This is a genomic window from Roseovarius conchicola, assembly GCF_041403425.1.
GTDB classification, from domain to species: Bacteria; Pseudomonadota; Alphaproteobacteria; order Rhodobacterales; family Rhodobacteraceae; genus Roseovarius; species Roseovarius conchicola.
This window is the reverse complement of sequence record NZ_JBGEHK010000001.1, coordinates 644686-668981: the sequence shown is the minus strand read 5'-3', so window position 1 is coordinate 668981 and position 24296 is coordinate 644686. Positions and strand designations below refer to the sequence as shown.

Here is a 24296-nt window from a genome sequence, read left to right as displayed (position 1 = left end):
AAACCCATGATATAATTGCAGGATGAAGTATCTTCTGCCTCTGATCCTGATCGCCAGCCCCGTTCTTGCTGATGGCACGATGGGTGGCAAAGCGATTGACTGTTATTGCACCGATAAATCCGGGGCACGCCTTGAGATTGGCGACATGACCTGCCTGCATGTGGATGGGCGCAGTTTCATGGCCCAATGCCAGATGTCACTGAACGTGCCCATGTGGCGCGAAATCAGCGAAGGTTGCCTGTCATCCTCCCTGCCCGAGCAAAGCCAGCCAGCGGTCCAGTCGCCTGGCATTCACGCCCAGATCTGACGCTCCGAACCGCAACCGTGCGTAAATCTCGATCTGCGGACCATTCTGACGGGTTGTGATGTAGTCGGGAAACCCAAAAAGTCTTGACCGCGCGATATAGGTGATCATGCCGTCATCTGCTGATCCGGCCAAGACTTGCGTGCGCGGCTCTGCGCGAATGATCTGATCCAGCCGGGTCAGACCGTCCTCCCCGGCCCCGACCACACGCATCGCGCCACCGGCCATATCCCGGTCGGTCACGGCCCCCGGCATGGCGTGCCAGATGGCGGGGTCCGAGGGTGCCATACGCGCCCAAACGGCCACGCCTATGGCCCCCAACACGACTGCCACCAGGAAATACACCAGCCAGTTCATGCCTCAGCCCTTTCGCTGGGTCCACCCCCAGATACAGGCCAGTTCCACCGCCACATGCGCCCCGGCCACGGCCGTCGCGCCGGTGGTATCATATTGCGGCGACACCTCAACAACGTCACCGCCCACCATATTGATCCCGGCCAGATCGCGCAGGATGATCGAGGCCTGTCCGGTGGTCAGCCCACCCCAGACCGGCGTACCCGTGCCCGGCGCAAAGGCCGGGTCGAGTCCGTCAATATCAAAAGTGAGATAGGTTTGGTGATCGCCCAGAATGCTTTTGATCTTTTCAGCCGTTTTCACAGGCCCTTCCAGATGCACTTCACGGGCGTCGATGATGTTCACGCCCAGTGTATCGGCATTATAGGTCCGTATGCCCACCTGAACCGAACGCGCCGGATCAACCAGACCGTCCTTCACGGCCTTGTAAAACATCGTGCCATGGTCAATCCGCTCCGGATCATCATCAGGCCAGGTGTCGGTGTGCGCATCGAACTGCAACAAGGAAAGCGGCCCGAACTTTTCCGCATAAGCCTTTAATATCGGGTAAGAAATATAGTGATCACCGCCAAGCGCGATGCTGGCAACGTCCGCATCGAGGAGCGTCTTGATATGTGCCGTCAACGCCGCGGGAAATTCGTGTACCTTGGCATAATCAAACGCGATATCGCCGTAATCGATCACGCTGAACTCGCTCATCACATCATAGTCGCCCCAGCCATAGACCATATCCATCGCCTGCAGGCTGCTGGCCTCACGAATGGCGCGTGGGCCAAAGCGGGTGCCGGGCCGATTGGTCACCGCCTGATCAAAGGGGACACCCGTGATGGCCAGATCGACACCTGTCAGATCTTTGGTGTATTTGCGCCGCATGAAGGACAACGCACCGCTATAGGCAGGTTCGCTTCCGATTCCCTTCAGGGTCTCTCGTGTGAACGCCTCATCCGAAACGTTTCTGTCATCTTGTCCCATTCTCTGTCTCCCTTAATCAACTGGCTGCGCCCGCTCGACCAGCCGCGCAAAGAACGAGGCCCCTATCGGCGCAACCTCGTCATTGAAATTGAACTTTTCATGATGCAGCCCCGGCCCCTCGCCCTGCCCCAGAAACAGGTAAGCGCCGACTCTGGCCTCCAGCATATAGGCGAAATCCTCAGCACCCATTTCGGCGGGGTAGTCATTCATAACGGCATCGCCAACGACATCGCTGGCGGTTTGGACGGCAAACTCCACCGATCCCGCATGATTGACCGTCGGCGGATACCCCACCTCGATCTCAAGACGGGCCTCAACGCCATAGGCTGCGGCCTGACCATCGACAATCGCTTGCAGGCGACAGAATACCATCCGCTGAACATCTTTATCGAAGGTACGAATGGTGCCGTTGATATAGGCAGTTTCAGGAATCACGTTGTCAATCGCTCCGGTATGAATCTGCGTAATCGAGATCACCAGATCATCCTTTTTTGCTGCATTCCGGCTTTTAATCGTTTGAATAGCCTGCACAATTCCACAAGCCGCGACCACCGGGTCGGTACATTCTTCGGGGAACGCGCCATGCCCGCCGCGCCCGGCGATGTGGATATGAAGTGTGTCGGCGGCCGCCATGATCGGCCCCGGGGTGGTCATCAAGCGCCCGGCCTCATGCCCCGGCAAGGTGTGCAGCGCATAGACCTGATCAATTGCGTAACGATCCAAGATGCCCTCTTCGACCATCACGCGCCCGCCGCCAGGCCCTTCCTCGGCAGGTTGGAAGATCAGCGCCACGCGGCCTTTGAAATTTCGGGTTTCGGCCAGGTACTTCGCTGCCCCCAAAAGCATCGTGGTATGCCCGTCATGACCGCAGGCATGCATTTTCCCCGGGTTCTGCGAGGCATAGGACAAGCCTGTTGCTTCTTCTATCGGCAAGGCATCCATGTCTGCGCGCAGGCCGATTGTAGGCCCATCACCCTGCCCTTCGATCACCGCGACAAGACCGCTTTCAGCGATTCCTGTCTCGATCTGAGTGATCCCGAACTCATGTAAACGTTCCACCACGAAAGCAGCTGTTTCGTGACAGTCAAAGCCCAGTTCGGGATGTGCATGCAGATGCTGACGCCAGCCTGCCATCTCGTCGGCAAATCCGGCAATGCGGTTGATCACGGCCATAGGCTGGACTCCGGTTGAAAGGCAGGTCAGGGTCCACTCAACCCCATTCATGGACCACGCGCAATGGCTGACGACACTCTCATTCATACCCCAAACGGGGGCATGCCCCGCCTGATTGAAATCATGCGTCGCTTGCGCGATCCAAAAACGGGATGTCCCTGGGATATCGAACAGGATTTCGCAACCATTGCGCCCTACACCATCGAAGAGGCCTATGAGGTGGCTGACGCGATCGAGCGTGAAGCATGGGGCGAGTTGCGCGATGAACTGGGCGATCTGCTTTTACAGGCTGTGTTTCACGCCCAGATGGCCAATGAAAAGAACCTATTTGATTTCAACGATGTGGCAGATGGAATAAGCGACAAGATGGTGGCGCGTCACTCGCACGTCTTCGGCGATGAAAGCCGTGACAAATCCGCCGAACAACAGACGCGTGACTGGGAAACCGTCAAAGCGGCCGAGCGTGCGGCCAAAAACCAATCCGGCGTGCTGGACGGGGTCGCCGTGGGCCTGCCGGCCCTGCTGCGCGCGGTCAAATTGCAAAAACGCGCGGCTCGGGTAGGTTTCGACTGGCCCGATGCCTCGCATGTGCTGGACAAAATCACCGAAGAAGCCGCCGAACTGACCGAGGCCGCCGAGACTTTGCCCCACGAAAAGGTCGAGGAAGAGTTTGGCGACCTTCTGTTCGTCATGGCCAATCTGGCGCGGCACATGGGGGTCGAACCCGAGGCTGCCCTGCGCAGGGCCAATGCCAAGTTCACAAGGCGGTTCCAACGTATCGAGGCGCTTCTCGCTGACCAAGGCAAGAGGCCCGAACAATCTGATCTCGCTGAAATGGACGCCCTATGGGATCGCGCCAAGGCAGAAGAGCGCCAAGACGATTAACCCCGGATGGACATTTCTAACAGGCGAAGCCATGGTCGCAGCATGAGCGCACGCAAGATTATCATTGATACCGATCCGGGTCAGGACGATGCCGTCGCAATCCTGTTGGCCATGGCCAGCCCGGACGAGATAGACCTGCTTGGGATCACCTGTGTCGCGGGCAATGTCCCACTTCCCCTGACCACGAGAAATGCACGTATTATCTGTGAGTTGGCAGGCAAGACTGATGTTCCTGTCTTCGCCGGATGTGACCGCCCGCTGGGGCGTGATCTGGTCACGGCTGAACATGTGCATGGCAAGACTGGTCTGGATGGTCCCGATCTGCCCGAACCGACAATGCCACTGCAGGATCGGCATGCGGTGGAGTTCATCATCGATACCTTGCGCGCCCAGCCCGCCGGCACTGTCACGCTGTGTCCTATCGGACCGCTGACCAATATTGCAACAGCTTTTAAGAAGGCCCCGGATATCATTGAAAAGGTGCAGGAAATTGTCCTGATGGGTGGTGCGTATTTCGAGGTTGGCAACATGACACCTGCTGCCGAATTCAACATCTATGTCGATCCGCAGGCCGCCGATATCGTTTTCCGTTCGGACGTACCGATCACCGTTCTGCCGCTGGACGTGACCCACAAGGCGCTGGTGACCAAGCCGCGCAACGATGCCTTCCGCGCCCTTGGCACACCGGTGGGCATCGCCGTGGCACAAATGACCGAGTTTTTTGAACGTTATGATCGTGAGAAATACGGCTCGGAAGGGGCACCCTTGCATGATCCTTGCGTCACCGCCTATCTGATCCGCCCCGATCTGTTCTCGGGACGGCAGGTGAACGTGCAGATTGAAACCACGTCCGAGCTGACCATGGGCATGACCGTGGCCGACTGGTGGGGAGTCACCGACAACACTCCCAACGCATATTTCATCGGCGATCTGGACGCCGATGGTTTCTTTGACCTTTTGACCGAAAGGCTGGCCCGGCTATGACCGCCCTCAACCTTGCCAAACCCGAAGATCTTGAACGCGTGATGCGCCTCGTCGGCGATTTCCACAAGGAAGAAGGTATCAATCAGGATGATCCGGTGCGCCGCGCCGCGATCCTGCCCCTGCTGGAAGGTTCGCCCCATGGGGCTGTCTACCTGATCGGCCCGGCCCGCGCGCCGATCGGCTATGTCACGGTTAGTTTCGGCTGGTCGATTGAGCTGGGCGGCATGGATGGCTTTATCGACGAGGTTTACATCCGCCCCGGAGTACGTGGCCGCGGCATTGGGTCAGAGGTGTTGCTGTCCTTGCCCAAAGCGCTTGCTGGTGCAGGCTTGAAGGCACTGCATCTTGAGGTCGACCGCGAGGCCAGCAAGACGCGGGGGCTATATGAGAAATTGCATTTTCAGCCGCGCGAGCGATACATGCTCATGACGCGTACGCTCTAGCAACCTCGCCCCGCGCGGCTATATAAGTCTCATGACCCTGCACATCCCGTTCGACAACAGCTATGCGCGCCTGCCGATGCATTTCTTCACCCGGCTCAACCCAATGCCGGTGAAAACGCCTGCATTGATCCGGTTCAATCATGATCTGGCGCGCGACTTGGGCATCACGCCGGGCGACGACGACACGCTTGCGCAGATTTTTTCGGGCAATGCGGTGCCTGATGGTGCTGACCCTCTGGCGCAGGTCTATGCAGGTCACCAATTCGGTGGGTTTTCGCCGCAGTTGGGGGATGGTCGTGCCAATCTGCTGGGCGAGGCGCTGACGCCGGATGGGGCGCGGGCTGATATACAGCTAAAGGGCTCGGGCCCTACGCCCTATTCCCGCAGGGGCGACGGGCGCGCATGGTTGGGCCCGGTGCTGCGAGAATATGTGGTGTCCGAAGCGATGCATGCCCTTGGTGTACCCACCAGCCGGGCACTGGCCGCTGTCACCACAGGCGAACCGGTCTACCGCGAACAGGGCGCCCTGCCCGGCGCCGTGCTAACTCGGGTTGCGGCGAGCCACATCCGCGTCGGCACGTTTCAGTTTTTCGCCGCACTACGGGATGTAGAAGGGTTAAAAGCTCTCTATGAATACACCCGGGCGCGCCACTACCCGAACACGACTAACCCTTCCGACTTTCTGCGCGCCGTGGTTGCCGCGCAGGCAAAACTGATCGCGCATTGGATGGCCGTCGGCTTCATCCACGGCGTGATGAATACCGACAATACAACCTTGTCCGGCGAGACGATTGATTACGGGCCTTGCGCATTTCTTGACACCTTCCATCCCGACACGGTTTTCAGCTCGATTGATGCCCATGGCCGCTATGCCTATTCCAATCAGCCCAACGTGATCGTTTGGAACATGGCGCAACTGGCCACCTCGCTTGTGCAGCTGATGCCCGATGCCGATGCGGCGGTGGAAGAGTTTACCCAGATCATCCATGCGATGCCCGAACAAATTCAAGCCGAATGGCTGCACCGGTTTGGCCGGAAGATCGGGATCACGAACGCCACGCCCGAAGATGAGGCCCTGATCACCGACCTGCTGGGGCGCATGGCCACAAACCGTGCAGATTTCACCAACACGTTCCGCGCGCTCAGCGATGGCGCGGCCCGAGATGAATTCCTTGACCCGGCCAGTTTCGACGCGTGGGAGGTGACATGGCGTACCCGGATTGAGGCCGAGGCCGACCCCGAAACCACGATGCGCGCTGCCAACCCTGTGTTCATCCCGCGCAATCACCGGGTTGAGCAGATGATCGAGGCCGCCGTGGCAGGTGATTACGCGCCGTTCAACCGTCTGGTGGACGTACTGAGCAAACCCTATGAAGATCGCTCGGAAGCCAGTGATTTGAAAGCGCCACCGTTGCCGGCCGAAGTGGTACAGCAAACCTTCTGCGGTACCTGAATCACTTGCGGCGACGGCGAAAAAACCTCGGGTTGCTATCCACGAATTCCGCAATCACCCGTGGCAGCCCCCCTCGTGCCCATTCTTTCAAATAGGCATATCCGGCGCTGGCCCCCAACACTGCGCCGATGCCATTCACCATCAGGTCGCCCATCGTATCGTTTAGCCCGGATTTTTGCATGTTAAGCCCAAACAGCTGGTCCATTGCGAACTCGAAAACCTCCCAAGCGGTCCCGATGGCAATGGCAAAGCAAAACGCGAAGACGGCCATGGCAAAAGGCGGCGCGGCAAAACGATCGCCCTGAAACATCATGAAGACCAAAACAAAACCGATCAGCCCAAACCCCACCGCGGAACCACCATGCATCACCATATCCCACCACCAGTAGCGTTCGTAGAAATCAAACACCTCGCCCAGAAAGACGGTGCCACCGATAAACATCACGATGGCAGCGATGAAACTGGGCGGCACACGGATATCCGCCCAACGGGCCGCCAGCACCGGTGTCAGGGACAAGGCCAGCGTCGCCATGCCCACAAAGGCCTGCTCCCACCGAAACGTGGCGAGCGCCCACAGCACAACGCCCAACAGCAACAGCCAGATCAGGCGCGCCACCCAGGTTTGCTCGGCGAACACGGGGATGACTCCTCTTCGATTTCATGGTGGTATCCCTTGATATGAAGGCATCTCACATCAGGATTGCAAGCTACAATCTGCAAAAATGCGTCGGCCTCGATCTGCGGCGCAGGCCGGATCGCAGCCTGTCGGTGATCAACGCGCTGGAGGCCGATCTGGTGGTGCTGCAAGAGGCCGACAAACGCCTGCCACCCCGCCCCGCTGCCCTGCCCCACGAGATGATCGAAGCCGATGGATGGTGCATCCTGCCGTTTGGGGCACCAGGTGGGTCGCTGGGATGGCATGGCAATGCGATGCTGGCACGGGGATCGATGACCCCGATACAAACCGCCCATCTTGAGCTTCCCGGACTAGAGCCACGCGGGGCGATCCGCGCCGATCTCAACACTCCTATCGGACCACTGCGAGTGATCGGACTGCATCTCGGGCTGGTGCGTCGCTATCGACAACTGCAATTGTCCACGATCATGCGTGCGTTGCGGGATCTGCCCGCCCGTCCAACCATTCTGGCAGGCGATTTCAACGAGTGGCGCGCGATGGCAGGATTGGAAAGCGCCGCCCACGGCCTGACGTTTCTGCGCGGTGCGCCCAGCTTTCCTGCGCCGCGACCCGTCGCGCGCCTTGACCGGTTTGCCTTTGGGCCCGGACTGGAGGCGATGGAGACTGGCATCTATGCAGCACAGCCTGCACGAATCGCATCGGATCATTTGCCGGTTTGGCTGGACATCGCAACGTCATCGCCCTGAGCGGCATCACGCGGATGGCGCAAGCTTTCGGTTTTTCCCCTGTGGGGCCAACCCCAAGCCGGGCATACTGCGCTCAGCAAGTCTGGGAGGACGTATGACATGAGTATGATGAAGACATTGGCCAAGGTGGCCATCGGCGTGGCCGTGGCCAAGGGCGTGAGCGGGATGATGAAAAAGGGTGGCGGAGGCCAAACAGCGTCGCGCGGCCAGGTTGGCAATGGCGGCTTGTTTGGCGGGATGCACTCGCCAAATGCGCAGGCGCAGTCCGGTGGCGGCATCGAGGATATGCTGGGTTCGATCCTTGGCGGTGGTGGTACAGGCAGTACCCAAAGCGGCGGCGGTCTGGGTGGTCTTCTGGAGCAATTGGGCGGCACATCGCGTGGTGGATCATCAGGCGGTGGGCTGAACGATCTGCTGGGTGGCCTGGCCGGAGCTGGTAAAGGTGGAGGCGGTGGCCTTGGCGACATGCTGGGTGGCCTTCTGGGCGCGGCGGCAGGCAAGGCCCCCTCGCAATCCGGCGGAGGGTTTGGCGACCTTCTCAATCAGGCGATTGCCCGTCAGGATGAACCCGAACAGGCCCCCTCGGCCGATCAGGAGGCGATGGCCGCCCTGATGCTGCGCGCGATGATCGCTGCGATGAAATCCGATGGCGAGATTGACGCGGCCGAGCAGGAAAAACTGATGGGGCGGCTTGGTGATGTCTCGCCCGAGGAACAGGCATTCGTGCAAAACGAACTGCGCCAGCCACTGAGTGCCGATGCGATTGCACGCGACGTACCGCGCGGTCTTGAGGCGCAGGTTTATGCGATGTCGGTGATGGGCATTGATCTGGACAGCCAGAGCGAGGCGAAATACCTGCATCAACTGGCCTCGGCGATGGGCATCGGCCCCAAGGATGTCAACCATATCCACGAGCAGATGGGCGTGCCAGCGATCTACGCGTAAGACGGGACGACACCCCAAAAGGAAAGCCGCGGCACGTGTCCCTGCCGCGGCTTTTTTGACTGAGTCAGGCCGCCTTAGCGCGGTTCCCGCCGCCGCCACCGCGACGCCGCCGCCGTGATCTGCCCGGTGCCCCGCCCGGCTTGCCACCCGGTTTGCCGCCACCGGGGCCGCGACGCCGGCCTTTACCACCCTGTGGTTTGGCACCCGGCTCGGGCAGGTTTTCCCACGGACGCCCTGAGGCGACCGGAATCGAGATTTTCATGACCTTCTGAATGTCTTTCAATTCGCCCATTTCATCGGGTGAACAAAACGCCACGGCCGAGCCATCTTTGCCCGCCCGCGCGGTGCGGCCAATCCGGTGCACGTAGTTTTCAGGCACATTGGGCAGATCGAAGTTGTAGACATGCTTGACGTCCGGAATATCCAGACCTCGTGCCGCCACATCCGTGGCAACAAGAACTTTGACATGGCCGTCGCGGAACGCTTTCAAAGCCCGCTCGCGCTGACCCTGGCTTTTGTTGCCATGGATCGCGGCAACGGCAAAACCCGCCTGCTCCAGCTTGCGCGCCAGTTTGTCCGAGCCATGTTTGGTGCGCCCAAAGACCAAGGCCCGCTCATCACGGTGCTTGCCGATCAGCTCGATCAGTAGGTTTGGTTTTTCGGATTTGGCAATGAAGTGTATTTCCTGCGTGATCTTGTCCGCGGCCTTGCCGGGGGGCGAAACCTGCACCCGTTTCGGGTGGGTCAGATAGCTGCCTGCGATCTCTTCCATCTGCTTGGGCATGGTGGCCGAAAACAGCATCGTCTGACGCGGTGTCGCCAAAAGCCCCGCGATCTTACGCAGCGCGTGGATAAAGCCCAGGTCCAGCATCTGATCGGCCTCGTCCAGCACCAGAAAGCGGGTTTCCTGAAGGGTAAGCGCGCGGCGATCCAGCAAATCCAGCAAACGACCCGGTGTTGCCACCAGAATATCAGTGCCTTTGGACAGTCGATTGATCTGCGGGTTGATGCCCGCACCGCCCACAACCACGCCCACTTTCAGGGGCGATCCAGCGACCAGTGGGATCAGCGAATCCTTGATTTGCCCCGCCAATTCACGGGTCGGCGCCAGAATAAGGCTGCGCACGGTTTTGGGCGCAGGCTTGCCTTGCATCTCCATCAACTGCGTGACTAGCGGCAGGCCAAAGGCCAGCGTCTTTCCGGTGCCGGTTTGGGCCAGACCCAGCACATCCTCGCCATCCAACCCATAGGGGATTGCATGAGTCTGGATAGGGGTTGGTTCTTCAATGCCCATTTGGGTGAGTTTTTTCACCAGCGGGCCGGGCAGGCCCATTTCCTGAAACAGGTTCAATTCATTTCCTTTCAGGCCCCGCCCCAAATGGGCACAGGCCATGACAGGCCGCGTTTGCGGCCCTTCGTCTTGTGGTTACGCCAGTAGCCCAATGCCCGACATCATCGTCGTTACATCGCCTTGGCGTTTGGCCCCACGCGTGATTTTGGGATCATCTGAACCACCATCAGTTTTTTTATTATGGGGCGCTGCATATGGCAGGCCCGGTCTGCTCACGCGGCAGGATGGCGGGTTGAGGTGCATATGAGGGCGCTGTGTGGATAAGTCAACCTTTGTCGCCGCGGCACGGTAAACCGCCCAACTCAATGTGACAATCATATCAGACAGTTCGATCAGTCCCGCGCACCTGAAAACCGCGCTTGCCAGTCTTCGCGCTGCTCATCGGTGATTTTGGCGAATGACACCTCGGGCACGGTGAATTCATGGCCTTCGGGCAACGCGTTCAACGCAGCGGGTACATCATCGGGCCAGGACATATCCAGCGTATTCATCGCGGACAGCAACCGCGCGGCGGAATCAGGAATAAACGGTGCCGAAAGCACCGCGTAAAGCCGGATCAGGTTCAACCCCAGACGGATTTGCGCCGCCGCCTGTTCGGGGTCTTCCTTGATCGTCGACCAAGGCGCGGTGGATTGCAGATACTCATTGCCCGCCACCCAGATCGCGCGCAGTTCAGCCGCGGATTTGCGCACTTCCATCGCCTCCATATGACCCTCATAGGCCCGGATGCGGGTGGTCAGTTCGGCGATCAAGGCCTGTTCGGCATCGCCATAGCTGCCGCCAGATGGCACAGCTTCGCTGAATTTCGAACGGCAGAATTTAGTGACGCGGCTGGCGAAATTACCCAGTACATCGGCAAGGTCCTTATTCACCGAGGTCTGAAAGTTTTCCCAGGTAAATTCGCTGTCCGAACTTTCCGGCGCATGGGAAAGCAACCACCAACGCCAGTAATCAGCGGGCAGAAGTTCCAATGCCTGATCCATGAACACGCCCCTGCCCTGCGAGGTGCTAAACTGGCCACCGTCATAATTCAGGTAGTTGAACGATTTGATGTAATCGACCAGCTTCCACGGCTCGCCCGAGCCAAGGATCGTGGCCGGAAAACTAAGCGTGTGGAACGGCACATTATCCTTACCCATGAATTGGGTATAGCGCACATCATCCGCGCCCTTATCCGTGCGCCACCAGCGCTGCCAATCGGCGTCACCCCGCCCTGTCGCCTCGGCCCATTCACCGGCACAGGCGATATATTCGATGGGGGCATCGAACCAGACGTAGAACACTTTGCCTTCCATCCCCGGCCAGTCCTGATCGCCATTTTTAACCGGAATGCCCCAGTCCAGATCACGGGTGATGCCGCGATCCTGCAACCCGTCGCCATCGTTCAGCCATTTGCGTGCAATGGACGTGGTCAGGATGGGCCAGTCGGCTTTGCCGTCGATCCATTCGTTCAGCTGAGCGCGCATGCCCGACTGCTTCAGGAACAGGTGTTTGGTTTCCCGCACTTCTAAATCGGTCGACCCAGAGATGGCGCTACGCGGTTCGATCAGGTCGGTGGGGTCCAGCTGTTTTGTGCAGTTCTCGCACTGATCCCCGCGCGCCTTGTCATACCCGCAATTCGGGCACGTTCCTTCGATGTACCGATCCGGCAGGAAGCGGCCATCGGCATTAGAGTAGACCTGTTTTTCCGAGACCTCTTTGATCAGCCCAGCCTCCTGCAACCGCCCTGCAAAATGCTGGGTCAAGGCGTGGTTTTGCGCACTGGAGGAACGCCCGAAATGATCGAAGCTCAGACGGAAGCCCTTAGCGATGTCAGCCTGAATTTCATGCATCTCGGCGCAGTATTCGGCCACCGGTTTACCTGCTTTCGCAGCCGCCAGTTCGGCCGGTGTGCCATGTTCGTCCGTGGCACAGAGAAACATCACCTCGTGACCGCGCGCGCGCAGGTAGCGGGCGTAAAGATCGGCAGGTAATTGGCTGCCCACCAGATTGCCCAGATGCTTGATCCCGTTGATGTAGGGGATCGCGGAAGTGATCAGATGCCGTGCCATATCGCGCCTTTGGGTATCAGTGTCCGAGCGCCCGGTGTAGCGCAGCTTGTCCGGCAGGGCCAGAGGACTCACGTTACTTCTTGTCGCGGGTCTGCCCGGTCAGTTTGCCAATCACAAAGCTGGTACGCGGGGCCCAGATATAACGCGTGCGCTCTGTCTTGGTGGGCCGTGCGCGCATCCGGGTGAGGCCAAACAGGATCAGCAAACCGTGGCCCACCGCGATCATGGCAAACATCGACGCCGGACCATAAGCCGCCATCAGGTTGGAGGCTGCCAAAGGTGCCGCAATCGCGCCAAGCGCGTAGTAGAACATTAAGGCCGCCGACAGCTCGATCCGCTCATCGCTTTTGGCAAAGTCATGGGCGTGGGCGGCTGAGACCGAATAAATCGGGAATGATGTCAGACCAAACAGAAACGCCGTGACCATGATGCCCCAGGTGGGCAGGTCGTGGATCAGGGCCGAGGCGATACAGCAAATCACCGCCGCCACCGACAGCCAGATCAACACCTTGCGCCGGTCATAGCGGTCAGACAGCCACCCCACAGGAATCTGTGCCAAGGCCCCGCCCAGAACAAAAACCGCAAGGAAATAAGCGATCTGCTCGATCGCCAGGCCCACCTGTTGGCCATAAAGCGGGCCAACCATGCGGAAGGTCGCGCTGGACAGCGCCGCCACCAAAACCCCCATTGCCGCCAGTGGCGAACAGTTCCAAGCCAGCGCCGGACGCAGCCGCGGTGCCTTAGGCGTTTCCGGGGGCGAGGCTTTGGTCAGGGTCAGCGGCAGGATCGAGGCACAACACAGTATCGCGAGGATGTTATACGACACATAGGCCGCAGGCTCGAGCACCCCGATCATCAGCTGCGCCACCAGCGAGGCACCCATATCGGCCACACGGTACGCCCCCATCGTACGACCGCGGGTTTCGTTGGTAACCTTGGCGTTCAGCCAGGATTCGATCACCGTGTAACATCCCGCGACACACAGGCCCGAAGCGATCCGCATCACCGCCCAGGCGTAGGCGTCGATAATCACCATATGCGCCAAAAGGCCGATGGCTCCGGCGGCAGTGAAGGCCGCAAAGGCGCGGCTGTGACCCACATTCCCCATCAGGCGCGGTGCCCACCAGCAGCCAATGAAAAATCCGACGAAATGGGCCGAACCCAGCAGACCGATTTCCGCTGTGGTGAAATGCAGCGCGATGCCCGAAATCGCATCGAGCGGCCCTACCCCACCAGTGGAAAGCTGCATCAGCACGACGGACAGGAACAGGGCGGCGAAGGAAATCAGAGTGCGCATAATGCGCCCTTGATGACATGTTTCCTATGACAGGTCTGCCAATTGTCGACACCGCCCTGTCGTTTTCCGGGGAATTAGCGCGATATCCGCGCGATGATCCGCAACCCGATCATTGGCCCAACATAGCTGCCAAAGCCATCCGCGCCAAAGTCATTGCGGTTGATGGCGCCGGTGAGAAGCACGGTCAGGTTATCACGATCCCCTACCTCGGTGCCGCGTTGGCGAAACAATCCGGCCTGCAATGCCACCGGTCGGGTCACACCCCGCACTGTCAGATCGCCAGTTACGATAGCACCTCTCAGATCACCCCTGATCGAGGTCGAGCGGAACTGAATGGCCGGGTGGTTGCGAGTGTCCAGAATCTCTGGACCCTTCATCACCTGCGTGGCGAAAATGAACCCAGCACGCGCCTTGCTTGGGTTCAGCGTGACGTTGACCTCGCTGGCGGGCACATTGTCCAGATCGATGCGCATCCGGGCGGATTGTACAGGCATGGTGCCCCGCTTTTCACTGCCTTCAAACATGTAGGTGAAACCAACGTCCGATCTCTCCACATCCAGTTGATAGATTTCAGGATCCGACCAGGCCGGTGCTGCCAGGAACGCCAGACAAAAAAGCAAAATACGCATCATGATCATCCTTATGTCTTAGGGACATAACCCATTGGCGCGAACTGTCGCGACACGCTTGCGTGAATGGCGCGTGACCTTGGCCGCAAACACGCTAAACTGCGCCTCAAGACGCGAAAAGGACGAACTTCATGAAAACAAAAGAACTGGGGCGCACCGGTATTCAGGTGAGCGAGCTTTGCCTTGGGTCAATGACCTGGGGCACCCAAAACAGCGCCGCCGAGGGCCACGCCCAAATCGATATGGCGCTGGATCACGGCATCAATTTCATCGACACCGCCGAGATGTATCCGGTGAACCCGGTCAGCAAGGAAACGATTGGCCGGACCGAAGAGATCATTGGCCAATGGTGTGCCGCCAATCCGGCCCGGCGGAACGATGTTGTGTTGGCGACAAAACATTCCGGCGAAGGCCTGCGTTATGTCCGCGATGGCGCGCCGATCAGCTCGGCCAGTATTCCACGCGCGATTGAAGGCTCATTGAAGCGGCTGCAAACCGATCACATCGACCTTTACCAGTTCCACTGGCCCAACCGGGGCAGTTATATGTTCCGCCAGAACTGGAGCTATGATCCGTCCTCGCAGAACCGCGCCGAAACGCTGGCCCATATGGAAGATGCACTCGAGGCGCTGCAGCGCGAGGTCGATCGCGGAACGATCCGTGCCTTTGGTCTGTCCAATGAAAGTGCCTGGGGTACAGCGCAATGGCTGCGCGTGGCCGAGGGACGGGGATTGCCTCGTGTTGCCTCGATCCAGAATGAGTACTCACTGCTTTGTCGGCTTTACGACACCGATCTGGCCGAGTTGAGCGTGAACGAAGATGTCGGTCTGTTGGCGTTTTCACCGCTCGCGGTTGGGTTCCTGACTGGCAAATATCAGAACGGTGCCGTGCCCGAAGGATCGCGTATGACGCTGACCAAGGATCTCGGCGGGCGCAACGTGCCGCGCACCTATGAAGCGGTGGAAGCCTATCTTGAGATCGCGCGCAAACACGGGCTGGACCCGGCGCAAATGGCGCTGGCCTGGTGCCTGACCCGGCCTTTCATGGGCTCGGTCATATTTGGAGCGACAACGCTTCAGCAGCTGGAAACCGTGATTGGGGCGGCAGATATTACGCTGAGCGACGACGTGCTGCGCGAGATTGACCGCGCGCACAAGGCGCATCCGATGCCGTACTAAGCGGCGCATCGACAAAGTGGGTCGCAAATATGCGCCAGGAAAGGGATAGGGATGTTTATCCTGTTGCTACGCGGGCGAGAGGGCGCCCTTCTGCTGATAAAAATCAGTGCGTTGATCATATCGACGTTCATAGCTTTGCGCATGTTGGATCAGTTGTTTCTGGAACATGCCATCTGCATTGTCTTGGTTGTCTACGCCTTTAGATTTGTGCGCGAGGCTTTGACCATTCTGCGCAAGGCGGACCACCTGAATGATCGCCAGCGTGACACGTTTGCTCCGAGAACTGCTACGATCCGAAAAGTGATTGTCGGCCTCGATACCATCTTGTTTCTCTGTCTGATCCCCACAGTCAGCTCTCTGCTGATCCTGCCGGACATGGCACCAGCCAGAGCTGCGGGACTCTTTATGGGCTATTGTATCGGATGCATCGGTCTTATGGGGATGATCAATCATCTGTTTATGTCCAAAGAAAGCTGAGATAACCCCTTCAGCCAGATCCCGACTACGGCTGGGATTGATCAGGCCCGCTTATCCTTGATCTGCGCAATGCCCAGAACATCCAGCACTTTGGCCTCGATATCCTCGGCATTCATGCCCGCAACGGCATACATATCCGCCGGGCTGGCCTGATCCACGAAGATATCCGGCAACACCATCGAGCGGTATTTGAACCCGCGATCGAATATGCCGTTCTCGGCTAGCAACTGCGCCACATGGCTGCCAAAGCCACCAATGGCGCCCTCTTCGATGGTGATCATCGCCTCGTGACTGGCGGCGAGATCAAGGATCATCGCTTCATCCAGCGGTTTGGCAAAACGCGCATCGGCAATTGTGGGCGTGATCCCTCTGGCAGATAGGGCTTCGGCGGCTTTCATTACCTCACCCAGACGGGTTCCGAAGGATAGGATCGCAACACGTGCGCCCTCCTGCATGATCCGGCCCTTGCCGATTTCCAGCGGCACGCCGGTCTCTGGCATCTCAACACCCATGCCTTCGCCGCGCGGATAGCGGAAGGCGATTGGGCCATCGTTATGTGCCGCGGCCGTGGCCACCATATGCACCAGCTCGGCTTCATCGGCCGCCGCCATCACCACGAATCCCGGCAGGTTTGCCAGATAAGCAATGTCATAGCTGCCCGCATGAGTGGCCCCATCGGCACCGACCAAACCGGCGCGATCAATCGCAAAGCGCACCGGCAGACGCTGAATCGCCACGTCATGCACCACCTGATCATAGCCGCGTTGCAGGAAGGTCGAATAAAGCGCGCAGAACGGCTTCATGCCCCCGGCGGCCAAGGCTGCAGAAAAGGTCACCGCATGCTGCTCGGCAATGCCGACATCGAAACAACGGCTTGGATAGCGCTCGGAAAACAGGTTCAGCCCCGTTCCATCCGGCATCGCGGCGGTGATGGCACAGACCTTGTCATCACGTGCCGCCTGATCCAGCAGAGCCTTGGCAAAAACCGACGTGTAGCTAGGCGCGTTGCTGGGTGTTTTCTTCTGCTTGCCAGTCACCAGATCGAACTTGGCCGTGGCATGGCCACCATCACGCGCGGCCTCGGCAGGGCCATATCCCTTGCCCTTCTTGGTGGTCACGTGGATCAGCGTGGGCCCGGTAGCGCGTTGCTGCACCGTGCGAAGCACCGGCAGCAACTGGTTCAGGTCATGGCCATCAATCGGGCCGACATAGGAAAAACCAAGCTCTTCGAACAAGGTCCCGCCCACGGCCATGCCTTTCAGCATTTCCTTGGCGCGCTTGGCCCCTTCCTGAAACGGTTCGGGCAACAGAGACACCGCACCTTTGGCAGCCGCTTTCAGCTCCTGAAACGGCTCACCGGCGTAAAGACGCGACAGATACGAGGACAGCGCACCCACAGGTGGCGCAATCGACATCTCGTTGTCATTCAGGATCACGATCAGGCGCTTTTTCAGGTGGCCAGCGTTATTCATCGCCTCAAACGCCATGCCCGCCGACATCGCGCCATCGCCGATCACGGCAATCGCATCGCCATGCCCGGTGTCGCAGGCCCCACCCAAGTCTCGCGCCACGGCAAAACCCAGTGCAGCGCTGATCGAGGTCGAACTATGCGCGGCCCCGAACGGGTCATAGGGCGACTCGCTGCGCTTGGTGAACCCGCTCAGCCCGTCTTTCATCCGCAAGGTGCGAATGCGATCCCGGCGGCCCGTCAGAATCTTGTGGGGATAACACTGATGGCTGACATCCCAGATGATCTTGTCCTTGGGGGCGTCAAAAACATGATGCAACGCCACGGTCAGTTCCACAACGCCCAGTCCCGCGCCCAGATGCCCACCGGTTTCGGACACGGCCGAGATCGTCTCGGCGCGTAACTCATGCGCCACTTGGACCAACTGAGCGTCAGAAAGCTGCTTCAGGTCGGCCGGGCTAGCGATCTGATCCAGCAATGGGGTGTCCGGGCGTTGGGTCATTGGCCCCTCCTTCGGGGGTAATCACGTCTGACGCGAGATAACGAAGCGTGCCAGCCGCTGCAAGGTGTCAGCCTTGCTCCCGTAAATAGATAGGGCGTCACAGGCTTCTGTCACAAGGGTTTCTGCGCGGCTTTTTGCCCCGTCCAGCCCGAGAAGCGACACGAAGGTGGCCTTGCCGGCGGCGGCATCCTTGCCCACGGCCTTTCCTGCCGCTGTCGCATCGCCGGTAACGTCAATCACATCGTCCTGAATTTGAAAGGCCAAACCCAATGCACGGGCATAGGTGGACAGTGCCGATGGATCGGCCTGCGCCATGCGTGGCCCCACCAAAGCCGCCCATTCAATCAAAGCACCAGTTTTTCCGGCTTGAAGATCGGTGATCTGCTCAAGTGTCAGGGGCGCCGCAGCGGTTTCCGCCGCGATATCCAGCGCCTGCCCCAAGACCATCCCCTGCCCGCCCGACGCGCGCGCCAGAGTCAGGGCCAGATCGGCGCGCACCTCGGCAATTGGTGAGGCCGCTGGCGCACAGACCAGCTCGAACGCCAATGCCTGCAGCGCATCACCGACAAGAACAGCCGTCGCCTCGTCCCATTTGATATGAACGGTGGGCTGGCCACGACGCAGATCGTCATCATCCATGCAGGGCAGATCATCATGAACAAGGCTGTAGGCATGCATCGCCTCGATCGCGGCACCCGCCCAGACCGATTGTGCATCATCAATCCCATGCAGGCGCGCGCCCTCCATGGCCAGCATGGCGCGAATCCGTTTCCCGCCGGTGGTGGCATAGCGCATGCCCTGCACCACAGACGTGTCGCGAAACGCCTGAAACGCCTCTGCAAACCGCGCCTCGACTGCGGCAATCACCTGCGCCTGACGGGTTTTCACTGGTCTTACATCCCCTCGACAGGGGTCGCGCCGGTGGGGGTTCCGTCGCGATCCAGCGTGATGGCAGCCACTTTCTCCTCGGCTTCCTTCAACTTGGCCTCGCAGCGTTTCTTCAACTCGGCGCCGCGCTCGTAAAGGGTGATCGAATCCTCCAGCGCGACGTCACCGCGCTCGAGCTTGCCAACCACCTGTTCAAGTTCTTTCATCGCCTGTTCAAACGACATTTCAGTGATGGGCGTGTCGGTCATGGCAGTCCCTTTGACGGCTGTTGGTTTTGGCCACCATAGTCGCGGCCGCGGCCGGGTTCAATTCAGTTGACGCGCCCGGATGCCTGCGGGATGGTTGCAGAATGACGCCCCCCTCCTCCTCTCTGCCTGATCTTGATGCGATGATGGACATCACCGCCCGGTTTGAGGCAGCACAGCGCGATGATCCGGCTTTGAAAACCGCGCAACTGGACGAGATGCTGCGCCATGTGCCCGGCAAACGCGCGATCCTGACGGGGCGTTTTCAGGGGCGCGATGCGGTGTTTCGCATGGCACTGGACCCCGAAGATCAGATGCCCGAGCGCGAATGGGCGGAAATGGCCCGCATTTGGCCGGACATGCATGAGGGCGCGTACCGGATTGCCGAACCGCTCCATTTCTCATCCCGGCATGGGCTGTTGGTGATCGAGGCGATTTCCGGCACCCCTTTGATGCAATACATCTGGAAGCTGGACTCTGAACAACGCCAAGGCCTGATGACTGGTCCCGCCGAATGGTTACGCCAATACACAAAGGCATCCGAACGCATCGGCACGGCCCGCGCCGAGGCCTGGTTGAACCGTGCCGAAGACGCGGCACAGCAACAACCTCATAAGAATTTGCGCCGCCGCGAAGCCCGCGTCCTGCGCCGTCTGCGCCGTCTGGCCAAGACCGCCGATACGCAGCCCTGGCGCTATGCCATCAGCCACGGGGATTTTCACCCAAACAACCTGCTGCTCAAAGATGATCGCCTGACCGGAATCGACACCGGTGGTTCGGCCTCAATGCCGATTTACAAGGATATGGCGCGGTTCCTGATGCATATGGGGCGGCGCGGGCTTGTCCCGTCAGGGCGCGCGCGCTTTGGCGTTGATCTGGAAGGGATCGAAGCCTTCACAGACGCGTTTGAACTGACGGCGCATGAACGTGACGTGATCCTGCCTTTCTTTATCGGGTGTGAGGCTCTGTTGCGTGTTGAGAACCCCGACATGAAACGCGGACGTATCGCCCGCGCGGCACAGATGTATGACCTGCTGAACCCCGATCTGGGCGCGCTTATCGCCCCTTGAACAACCCACCCAGGATGCCGCGCACGATCCTGCGCCCGGTGGTGCCCTTCAGTTCCTTGATCACCACCTCGGTCATGGCCGAGGTGAAACTGTCATCCTTGCGCCGTGTCCCCGCGCGGCGTTTCGAGGTCGAGCGCGCCACGCCCTTGCCGGAATAACGCCGCGCCTGATTGAACTCGCGCAGCATCGGGGTGAGATCTTCGGCCTCGGCTTTTTCCTCTTCGACCGCAGCCTCCTTGGCAGCGGCATCGGCGCGGGCGGCCAGGATTTCGTAGGCGGATTTGCGATCCAGCACCTCGTCATATTTGCCTGCCACCGGTGACGTGGTCATGGCCACTTTACGCTCGGCATCGGTGATCGGGCCCAGCTTTGACGAAGGCGGGCGGATCAATGTGCGTTCCACAATGCCGGGCACACCTTTGTCTTGCAGCATCGAAGTGACGGCCTCGCCCACGCCCACATCGCGGATCGCATCTGTCGTATCAAAGCGTGGATTGGGACGATAGGTTTCGGCGGCACGGCTCAGCGCCCGTTGATCGCGTGCTGTGAAGGCGCGCAAAGCATGTTGGAAGCGGTTGCCCAATTGGCCCAGGATATCTTCAGGCACGTCATCGGGGTTCTGGGTGATGAAGTAAACGCCGACACCTTTCGAGCGGATCAGCCGGGCGACCTGTTCGACCTTGTCGACCAACGCATCCGGGGCATCATCAAACAGCAGATGCGCCTCGTCAAAAAAGAAGACCAGCTTGGGTTTATCCGGGTCGCCCACCTCGGGCAATGTCTCGAACAACTCGCTCAGCAACCACAGCAGGAAGGTCGCATAAAGCCGCGGGCTGCCCATCAGCTTGTCAGCGGCGAGGATGTTGATCTGTCCGCGCCCGTCTGCCCCCACATGCATCAGGTCATCCAGCTCCAGCGCCGGTTCACCAAACAGCTGATTGCCGCCCTGGTTTTCCAGCACCAGCAATTGCCGCTGGATCGCGCCCACGGATTGGGCCGAAACGTTGCCATAGCGCAGCGACAATTGCTTGCTGTTTTCGCCCACCCAGACCAGCAGGGCTTGCAGGTCTTTCAGATCCAGCAGCGGCATGCCTTCTTCATCGGCGACGCGGAAGGCAATGTTGATCACACCCTCCTGCGCATCGCTGGCATCCAGCAGGCGCGACAATAAAAGCGGCCCCATCTCGGCCACGGTGGTGCGTACCGGGTGGCCCTGCTGGCCCAACAGATCCCAGAAGGTCACCGGAAAACTGTCATAGCTGTAATCGTCAAAGCCGATGGTACCTGCGCGTTTGGTAAAGGCATCATGCAGCTTGAAATCCTCGGACCCAGCCGCCGCTAACCCCGACAAATCGCCTTTCACGTCCGACAGGAAGACCGGCACCCCGGCGGCCGAAAACCCTTCCGCCAGAATTTGCAATGTCACTGTTTTCCCAGTGCCTGTCGCCCCGGCAATCAACCCGTGGCGGTTCGCATATTTCAGGCTGAGACCTTGTTTTTCGCTATAATCCGGCCCGCCGCCACCAATAAACACGTTATTTTCCAAGGCCCTGTCCCCACTGTCCAACTTTTTTCACGGTCTGAACATACAAAGTTAAGAATTACACGCCAGTATCAATCTTACCCGAAAGGCCGCATGTCCTCTGGCGTTTCGGGTGACTTCCTCCCTGTCAGACTGGCCGCGCCTTGTGCGCGGCCTTTTTTTGTCGATTTCCCAAAGATTAACGGCGATTGCCTGTTGACGCATGAAGTTTCCTATCCTAGCGTCTGATCAAAGATAAGTCGGCCGGTCCGACAGGGAGATAAAGACGAAAGAGGCCGCAAGGCCTCTTTTGCATTTGAAAGGTCTCCTGTTCCTGTTTTCAAAGCCACGTGATCACCCCTTTGCCAGCGGATTTCTGCCTTGCACCCGCGTCCGGGCTGCGATTTTATCCTGACACCCGAGTGGCACCGTGATAGAGCCGCAGGCAATCGTTTGGACAGACAAATAGGGGAAACCATGCCCAAGCTTCTTTACACCCTGCCGTTCCTGGCTGCGCTCGCCTTTGACGCGCCCGCCTACGCGCAGGATGACACAACCACCGACCAGGCCGAGGCCACCGAAGCCGCGGAAACTACGGACGCTGCCGAGGCCGAGGCCGAGGCAACGACTGAAGACAACGCCACCGAGGACGGCGAAGCCGATGCGGCGGATACCGGTCTGGATATGGGGCAACCGGTCCAAGAAGACCCGACCTATGTCAAGGAAACCTATGGCGACTGGGAACTGAAGTGCTTCCGTTCCGAGGCCGAAGAAGACCCCTGCCAGATGTTCCAGTTGCTGCGCGAAGACGCCGGGAACCCGGTTGCAGAGTTCAGCATTTTCCGCCTGCCCGAGGGTGCACAGGCTGCTGCCGGGGCGACCATCGTGGTACCGCTGGGGACGATGCTGACCGAAGAACTTAAAATCACCGTCGATGGTGGCCGTGCCAAAAGCTATTCCTACCGCTTTTGCAGCCTCGTCGGGTGCTATGCACAAATCGGCCTGACAGCTGAGGATATCGAAGCCTTCAAGCGTGGGGTTGAGGCCACCCTGCAAATCGTGCCGGCGCAGGCGCCTGACCAGAAGGTCAATATCAAGGCATCGCTGTCTGGTTTCACTGCCGCGTTTGAAAACGCCTCGGTGCTTGAAAACTAAGCTAGCGAAATGTGAATGTCAGGGGGCGTGATCTGCATAGGATCGCGCCCTTTTTCTTTGGGGCAGAGTTCAGGGCGCGCGTTTAAGCGCCAGCACCGCGTTCAGCCCGCCAAAGGCAAAGGCATTGGACAGGGCCACTTTTACATCCGCCTTGCGCGCCTCGTTCGGCACCACGTCCAGCGCGCATTCGGGGTCCGGTTCCTGATACCCGATGGTCGGCGCCACGATTCCATCACGCAACGCCATGATGCAGGCCAGAAGTTCTACCGCGCCTGTGCCACCGATCAGATGACCATGCATGGACTTGGTCGAGGACATCATCAGCTTGTCCGCATGCGCACCGAACACGTCGGCCACAGCCGCGCTTTCGGTCTTGTCATTGGCCGCCGTGCCGGTTCCGTGGGCGTTGATATACCCGACCTCATCAGAATTGATCCGGGCGTCCTGCATCGCGCCTTTGATGGCCCGTGCGGCCCCTTGTTTAGAGGGCATGACGATGTCAGCGGCATCCGAGGACATGGCAAACCCTGCCACCTCGGCCAGAATATCCGCACCCCGTTTGCGGGCGTGTTCATACTCCTCGAAAACGAAAACCCCCGCGCCCTCGCCCTGCACCATACCGTTGCGGTTGGCCGAGAACGGGCGGCACGCATCCTTCGACATGACCCGAAGCCCCTCCCATGCCTTCACACCGCCGAAGCAGAGCATGCTTTCCGAGCCGCCGGTGATCATCACGGGGGCTGCGCCACCATGCACCATCTGGAAGGCCTGCGCCATGGCATGATTGGACGACGCACACGCTGTTGAAACCGTAAAGCTTGGACCCTTGAGGTTGAACTCCATCGACACGTGACTCGCCGCGGCATTGTTCATCAGCTTTGGCACCACGAAGGGATGCACCCGGTTTTTGCCATCCTCGTAAACGGTACGGTAATTGTCATCGAGGGTGGTCATCCCACCACCCGAATTGCCCAACACCACCCCTGCCCGCGCCGCCAGATCACCGGAAAACTCAAGACCCGCCTGCGCAATTGCCTCGCGCGCAGCGATCAGAGTGAACTGGGTAAAGCGATCATAAAGCGACAATTGCTGGCGATTGAACCGCCCTTCGGCCTCATACCCTTTGACCTGCCCGCCAATACGAATCGCTAACCGTTCGACGTCGCGAAACTCCAACTCGCTGATACCACAGCGCCCCTCTCGCATGGCTTCAAGCGTGTCGGGCACATTCTGCCCCAGCGCGTTGATCGTGCCTGCACCGGTGATAACAACTCGCTTCACGACTGCTCTTTCACCAACACCTTGATACCTTCGATGATCGAGGCCACCGACGAGATATCAAAATCGCTTTCGTCCGGGGCGTTGGCATTAAAGGGCACCGAGATGTCGAACTCTTCCTCGATGGCAAAGATACTTTCCACCAGGCCGAGACTGTCGATACCAAGGCTTTCAAGCGTACTGTCGAGGGTCACATCCGACGGCTCCAGCACGGCTTGTTCAGCGATAATCTTGATCACACGGTCGTTGATGCTCATTCCCGTCACCTCACACCTGCAGCGATGCGCAG

25 protein-coding genes are annotated in these 24296 nt (G+C 59.4%); 11 read left to right on the top strand and 14 right to left on the bottom strand.

Going from position 1 to position 24296, the window contains the following annotated elements; translation table 11 throughout:
- Positions 1 to 22: 22 nt before the first annotated feature.
- Positions 23 to 307 carry a hypothetical protein gene (locus V6N02_RS03140; RefSeq protein ID WP_371224029.1) on the top strand — a complete coding sequence of 95 codons (285 nt, stop codon included), beginning with the start codon at positions 23 to 25 and terminating at the stop codon, positions 305 to 307.
- On the opposite strand, the gene V6N02_RS03135 is transcribed toward V6N02_RS03140, so the two are convergent.
- Genes V6N02_RS03135 through V6N02_RS03125 form a run of 3 tightly spaced genes read right to left on the bottom strand, consistent with a single transcriptional unit; the run spans position 242 to position 2803 of the window.
- Positions 242 to 661, bottom strand: coding sequence for a DUF1499 domain-containing protein (locus tag V6N02_RS03135; protein WP_371224028.1), 420 nt, complete (start codon positions 659 to 661; stop codon positions 242 to 244). The genes V6N02_RS03140 and V6N02_RS03135 overlap by 66 nt on opposite strands.
- A 3-nt stretch (positions 662 to 664) precedes the next feature.
- Complete coding sequence (gene speB / locus V6N02_RS03130; protein WP_371224027.1) at positions 665 to 1630, bottom strand: agmatinase; 966 nt, start codon at positions 1628 to 1630, stop codon at positions 665 to 667.
- A 12-nt stretch (positions 1631 to 1642) separates the two neighbouring features.
- Positions 1643 to 2803, bottom strand: a complete 1161-nt coding sequence (locus tag V6N02_RS03125) for a M20 aminoacylase family protein (protein WP_371224026.1) — start codon at positions 2801 to 2803, stop codon at positions 1643 to 1645.
- 63 nt (positions 2804 to 2866) lie between these two features.
- Here V6N02_RS03125 and mazG point away from each other — a divergent pair, with 63 nt between their 5' ends.
- From mazG to V6N02_RS03105, 4 genes are read left to right on the top strand one after another with little or no spacing between them, the layout of a single operon-like run.
- On the top strand, positions 2867 to 3688 hold the full coding sequence (mazG, locus tag V6N02_RS03120) for a nucleoside triphosphate pyrophosphohydrolase (protein ID WP_371224025.1): 822 nt from the start codon (positions 2867 to 2869) through the stop codon (positions 3686 to 3688).
- A 42-nt stretch (positions 3689 to 3730) separates the two neighbouring features.
- Positions 3731 to 4672 carry a nucleoside hydrolase gene (locus tag V6N02_RS03115; protein WP_371224024.1) on the top strand — a complete coding sequence of 314 codons (942 nt, stop codon included), beginning with the start codon at positions 3731 to 3733 and terminating at the stop codon, positions 4670 to 4672.
- Complete coding sequence (locus V6N02_RS03110; RefSeq protein ID WP_371224023.1) at positions 4669 to 5115, top strand: GNAT family N-acetyltransferase; 447 nt, start codon at positions 4669 to 4671, stop codon at positions 5113 to 5115. The genes V6N02_RS03115 and V6N02_RS03110 overlap by 4 nt, the downstream gene beginning before the upstream one ends.
- 31 nt (positions 5116 to 5146) lie before the next feature.
- The gene (locus tag V6N02_RS03105) at positions 5147 to 6568 is read left to right on the top strand and encodes a protein adenylyltransferase SelO (protein ID WP_371224022.1); all 1422 of its coding nucleotides are present in this window, start codon (positions 5147 to 5149) and stop codon (positions 6566 to 6568) included.
- 1 nt (position 6569) lies between these two features.
- Here the strand turns inward: V6N02_RS03105 and V6N02_RS03100 are convergent, their stop codons facing one another.
- The gene (locus tag V6N02_RS03100; protein WP_371224021.1) at positions 6570 to 7205 is read right to left on the bottom strand and encodes a DUF2238 domain-containing protein; all 636 of its coding nucleotides are present in this window, start codon (positions 7203 to 7205) and stop codon (positions 6570 to 6572) included.
- A gap of 23 nt (positions 7206 to 7228) precedes the next feature.
- Here V6N02_RS03100 and V6N02_RS03095 point away from each other — a divergent pair, with 23 nt between their 5' ends.
- Complete coding sequence (locus V6N02_RS03095; RefSeq protein ID WP_371224020.1) at positions 7229 to 7951, top strand: endonuclease/exonuclease/phosphatase family protein; 723 nt, start codon at positions 7229 to 7231, stop codon at positions 7949 to 7951.
- Positions 7952 to 8050: 99 nt separating this feature from the next.
- On the top strand, positions 8051 to 8896 hold the full coding sequence (locus V6N02_RS03090; protein WP_371224019.1) for a DUF533 domain-containing protein: 846 nt from the start codon (positions 8051 to 8053) through the stop codon (positions 8894 to 8896).
- A 64-nt stretch (positions 8897 to 8960) separates the two neighbouring features.
- Here the strand turns inward: V6N02_RS03090 and V6N02_RS03085 are convergent, their stop codons facing one another.
- The 4 genes from V6N02_RS03085 to V6N02_RS03070 form a co-directional block, all read right to left on the bottom strand.
- The gene (locus V6N02_RS03085; protein WP_371224018.1) at positions 8961 to 10289 is read right to left on the bottom strand and encodes a DEAD/DEAH box helicase; all 1329 of its coding nucleotides are present in this window, start codon (positions 10287 to 10289) and stop codon (positions 8961 to 8963) included.
- Positions 10290 to 10579: 290 nt separating this feature from the next.
- Positions 10580 to 12298: a methionine--tRNA ligase gene (gene metG, locus V6N02_RS03080; protein ID WP_371224562.1), complete on the bottom strand. Its 1719-nt coding sequence runs from the start codon at positions 12296 to 12298 to the stop codon at positions 10580 to 10582.
- 73 nt (positions 12299 to 12371) lie between these two features.
- A complete protein-coding gene (locus tag V6N02_RS03075; RefSeq protein ID WP_371224017.1) occupies positions 12372 to 13595 on the bottom strand; it encodes an MFS transporter in 1224 nt (407 codons plus the stop codon).
- A gap of 74 nt (positions 13596 to 13669) precedes the next feature.
- On the bottom strand, positions 13670 to 14224 hold the full coding sequence (locus tag V6N02_RS03070; RefSeq protein ID WP_371224016.1) for a YceI family protein: 555 nt from the start codon (positions 14222 to 14224) through the stop codon (positions 13670 to 13672).
- A 131-nt stretch (positions 14225 to 14355) separates the two neighbouring features.
- Here V6N02_RS03070 and V6N02_RS03065 point away from each other — a divergent pair, with 131 nt between their 5' ends.
- Positions 14356 to 15402 carry an aldo/keto reductase gene (locus V6N02_RS03065; RefSeq protein WP_371224015.1) on the top strand — a complete coding sequence of 349 codons (1047 nt, stop codon included), beginning with the start codon at positions 14356 to 14358 and terminating at the stop codon, positions 15400 to 15402.
- A 51-nt stretch (positions 15403 to 15453) separates the two neighbouring features.
- Entirely contained in the window at positions 15454 to 15879 is a 426-nt protein-coding gene (locus V6N02_RS03060; RefSeq protein ID WP_371224014.1) for a hypothetical protein, read from the top strand.
- Between the two features lie 41 nt (positions 15880 to 15920).
- On the opposite strand, the gene dxs is transcribed toward V6N02_RS03060, so the two are convergent.
- Genes dxs through V6N02_RS03045 form a run of 3 tightly spaced genes read right to left on the bottom strand, consistent with a single transcriptional unit; the run spans position 15921 to position 18985 of the window.
- Positions 15921 to 17849 (bottom strand): 1-deoxy-D-xylulose-5-phosphate synthase, encoded by a 1929-nt coding sequence (gene dxs / locus V6N02_RS03055; protein ID WP_371224013.1) that lies wholly within the window; start codon positions 17847 to 17849, stop codon positions 15921 to 15923.
- Between the two features lie 21 nt (positions 17850 to 17870).
- A complete protein-coding gene (locus tag V6N02_RS03050; protein WP_371224012.1) occupies positions 17871 to 18737 on the bottom strand; it encodes a polyprenyl synthetase family protein in 867 nt (288 codons plus the stop codon).
- A gap of 5 nt (positions 18738 to 18742) precedes the next feature.
- A complete protein-coding gene (locus tag V6N02_RS03045; protein ID WP_371224011.1) occupies positions 18743 to 18985 on the bottom strand; it encodes an exodeoxyribonuclease VII small subunit in 243 nt (80 codons plus the stop codon).
- 101 nt (positions 18986 to 19086) lie between these two features.
- Between V6N02_RS03045 and V6N02_RS03040 the strand changes: the two genes are divergently transcribed.
- Complete coding sequence (locus V6N02_RS03040; RefSeq protein WP_371224010.1) at positions 19087 to 20052, top strand: phosphotransferase; 966 nt, start codon at positions 19087 to 19089, stop codon at positions 20050 to 20052.
- On the opposite strand, the gene V6N02_RS03035 is transcribed toward V6N02_RS03040, so the two are convergent.
- Positions 20039 to 21598 (bottom strand): helicase HerA-like domain-containing protein, encoded by a 1560-nt coding sequence (locus V6N02_RS03035; protein WP_371224009.1) that lies wholly within the window; start codon positions 21596 to 21598, stop codon positions 20039 to 20041. The genes V6N02_RS03040 and V6N02_RS03035 overlap by 14 nt on opposite strands.
- 453 nt (positions 21599 to 22051) lie before the next feature.
- Here V6N02_RS03035 and V6N02_RS03030 point away from each other — a divergent pair, with 453 nt between their 5' ends.
- Positions 22052 to 22729, top strand: a complete 678-nt coding sequence (locus V6N02_RS03030) for an invasion associated locus B family protein (RefSeq protein ID WP_371224008.1) — start codon at positions 22052 to 22054, stop codon at positions 22727 to 22729.
- A 69-nt stretch (positions 22730 to 22798) separates the two neighbouring features.
- Here V6N02_RS03030 and V6N02_RS03025 read toward each other — a convergent pair whose 3' ends face one another.
- Both V6N02_RS03025 and V6N02_RS03020 read right to left on the bottom strand, forming a co-directional pair.
- On the bottom strand, positions 22799 to 24010 hold the full coding sequence (locus V6N02_RS03025) for a beta-ketoacyl-[acyl-carrier-protein] synthase family protein (RefSeq protein WP_371224007.1): 1212 nt from the start codon (positions 24008 to 24010) through the stop codon (positions 22799 to 22801).
- Positions 24007 to 24264: an acyl carrier protein gene (locus tag V6N02_RS03020; RefSeq protein ID WP_371224006.1), complete on the bottom strand. Its 258-nt coding sequence runs from the start codon at positions 24262 to 24264 to the stop codon at positions 24007 to 24009. Before V6N02_RS03020 ends, V6N02_RS03025 begins: the two co-directional genes overlap by 4 nt.
- Between the last annotated feature and the right edge of the window lie 32 nt (positions 24265 to 24296).

Coding starts and splice junctions, on each gene's coding strand:
- V6N02_RS03140 (WP_371224029.1), top strand. CDS start 23: ATGAAGTATCTTCTGCCTCTGATCCTGATCGCCAGCCCCGTTCTTGCT.
- V6N02_RS03135 (WP_371224028.1), bottom strand. CDS start 661: ATGAACTGGCTGGTGTATTTCCTGGTGGCAGTCGTGTTGGGGGCCATA.
- speB (WP_371224027.1), bottom strand. CDS start 1,630: ATGGGACAAGATGACAGAAACGTTTCGGATGAGGCGTTCACACGAGAG.
- V6N02_RS03125 (WP_371224026.1), bottom strand. CDS start 2,803: ATGGCCGTGATCAACCGCATTGCCGGATTTGCCGACGAGATGGCAGGC.
- mazG (WP_371224025.1), top strand. CDS start 2,867: ATGGCTGACGACACTCTCATTCATACCCCAAACGGGGGCATGCCCCGC.
- V6N02_RS03115 (WP_371224024.1), top strand. CDS start 3,731: ATGAGCGCACGCAAGATTATCATTGATACCGATCCGGGTCAGGACGAT.
- V6N02_RS03110 (WP_371224023.1), top strand. CDS start 4,669: ATGACCGCCCTCAACCTTGCCAAACCCGAAGATCTTGAACGCGTGATG.
- V6N02_RS03105 (WP_371224022.1), top strand. CDS start 5,147: ATGACCCTGCACATCCCGTTCGACAACAGCTATGCGCGCCTGCCGATG.
- V6N02_RS03095 (WP_371224020.1), top strand. CDS start 7,229: ATGGTGGTATCCCTTGATATGAAGGCATCTCACATCAGGATTGCAAGC.
- V6N02_RS03090 (WP_371224019.1), top strand. CDS start 8,051: ATGAGTATGATGAAGACATTGGCCAAGGTGGCCATCGGCGTGGCCGTG.
- V6N02_RS03085 (WP_371224018.1), bottom strand. CDS start 10,289: ATGGCCTGTGCCCATTTGGGGCGGGGCCTGAAAGGAAATGAATTGAAC.
- metG (WP_371224562.1), bottom strand. CDS start 12,298: ATGGCACGGCATCTGATCACTTCCGCGATCCCCTACATCAACGGGATC.
- V6N02_RS03075 (WP_371224017.1), bottom strand. CDS start 13,595: ATGCGCACTCTGATTTCCTTCGCCGCCCTGTTCCTGTCCGTCGTGCTG.
- V6N02_RS03070 (WP_371224016.1), bottom strand. CDS start 14,224: ATGCGTATTTTGCTTTTTTGTCTGGCGTTCCTGGCAGCACCGGCCTGG.
- V6N02_RS03065 (WP_371224015.1), top strand. CDS start 14,356: ATGAAAACAAAAGAACTGGGGCGCACCGGTATTCAGGTGAGCGAGCTT.
- V6N02_RS03060 (WP_371224014.1), top strand. CDS start 15,454: ATGTTTATCCTGTTGCTACGCGGGCGAGAGGGCGCCCTTCTGCTGATA.
- dxs (WP_371224013.1), bottom strand. CDS start 17,849: ATGACCCAACGCCCGGACACCCCATTGCTGGATCAGATCGCTAGCCCG.
- V6N02_RS03045 (WP_371224011.1), bottom strand. CDS start 18,985: ATGACCGACACGCCCATCACTGAAATGTCGTTTGAACAGGCGATGAAA.
- V6N02_RS03040 (WP_371224010.1), top strand. CDS start 19,087: ATGACGCCCCCCTCCTCCTCTCTGCCTGATCTTGATGCGATGATGGAC.
- V6N02_RS03030 (WP_371224008.1), top strand. CDS start 22,052: ATGCCCAAGCTTCTTTACACCCTGCCGTTCCTGGCTGCGCTCGCCTTT.
- V6N02_RS03020 (WP_371224006.1), bottom strand. CDS start 24,264: ATGAGCATCAACGACCGTGTGATCAAGATTATCGCTGAACAAGCCGTG.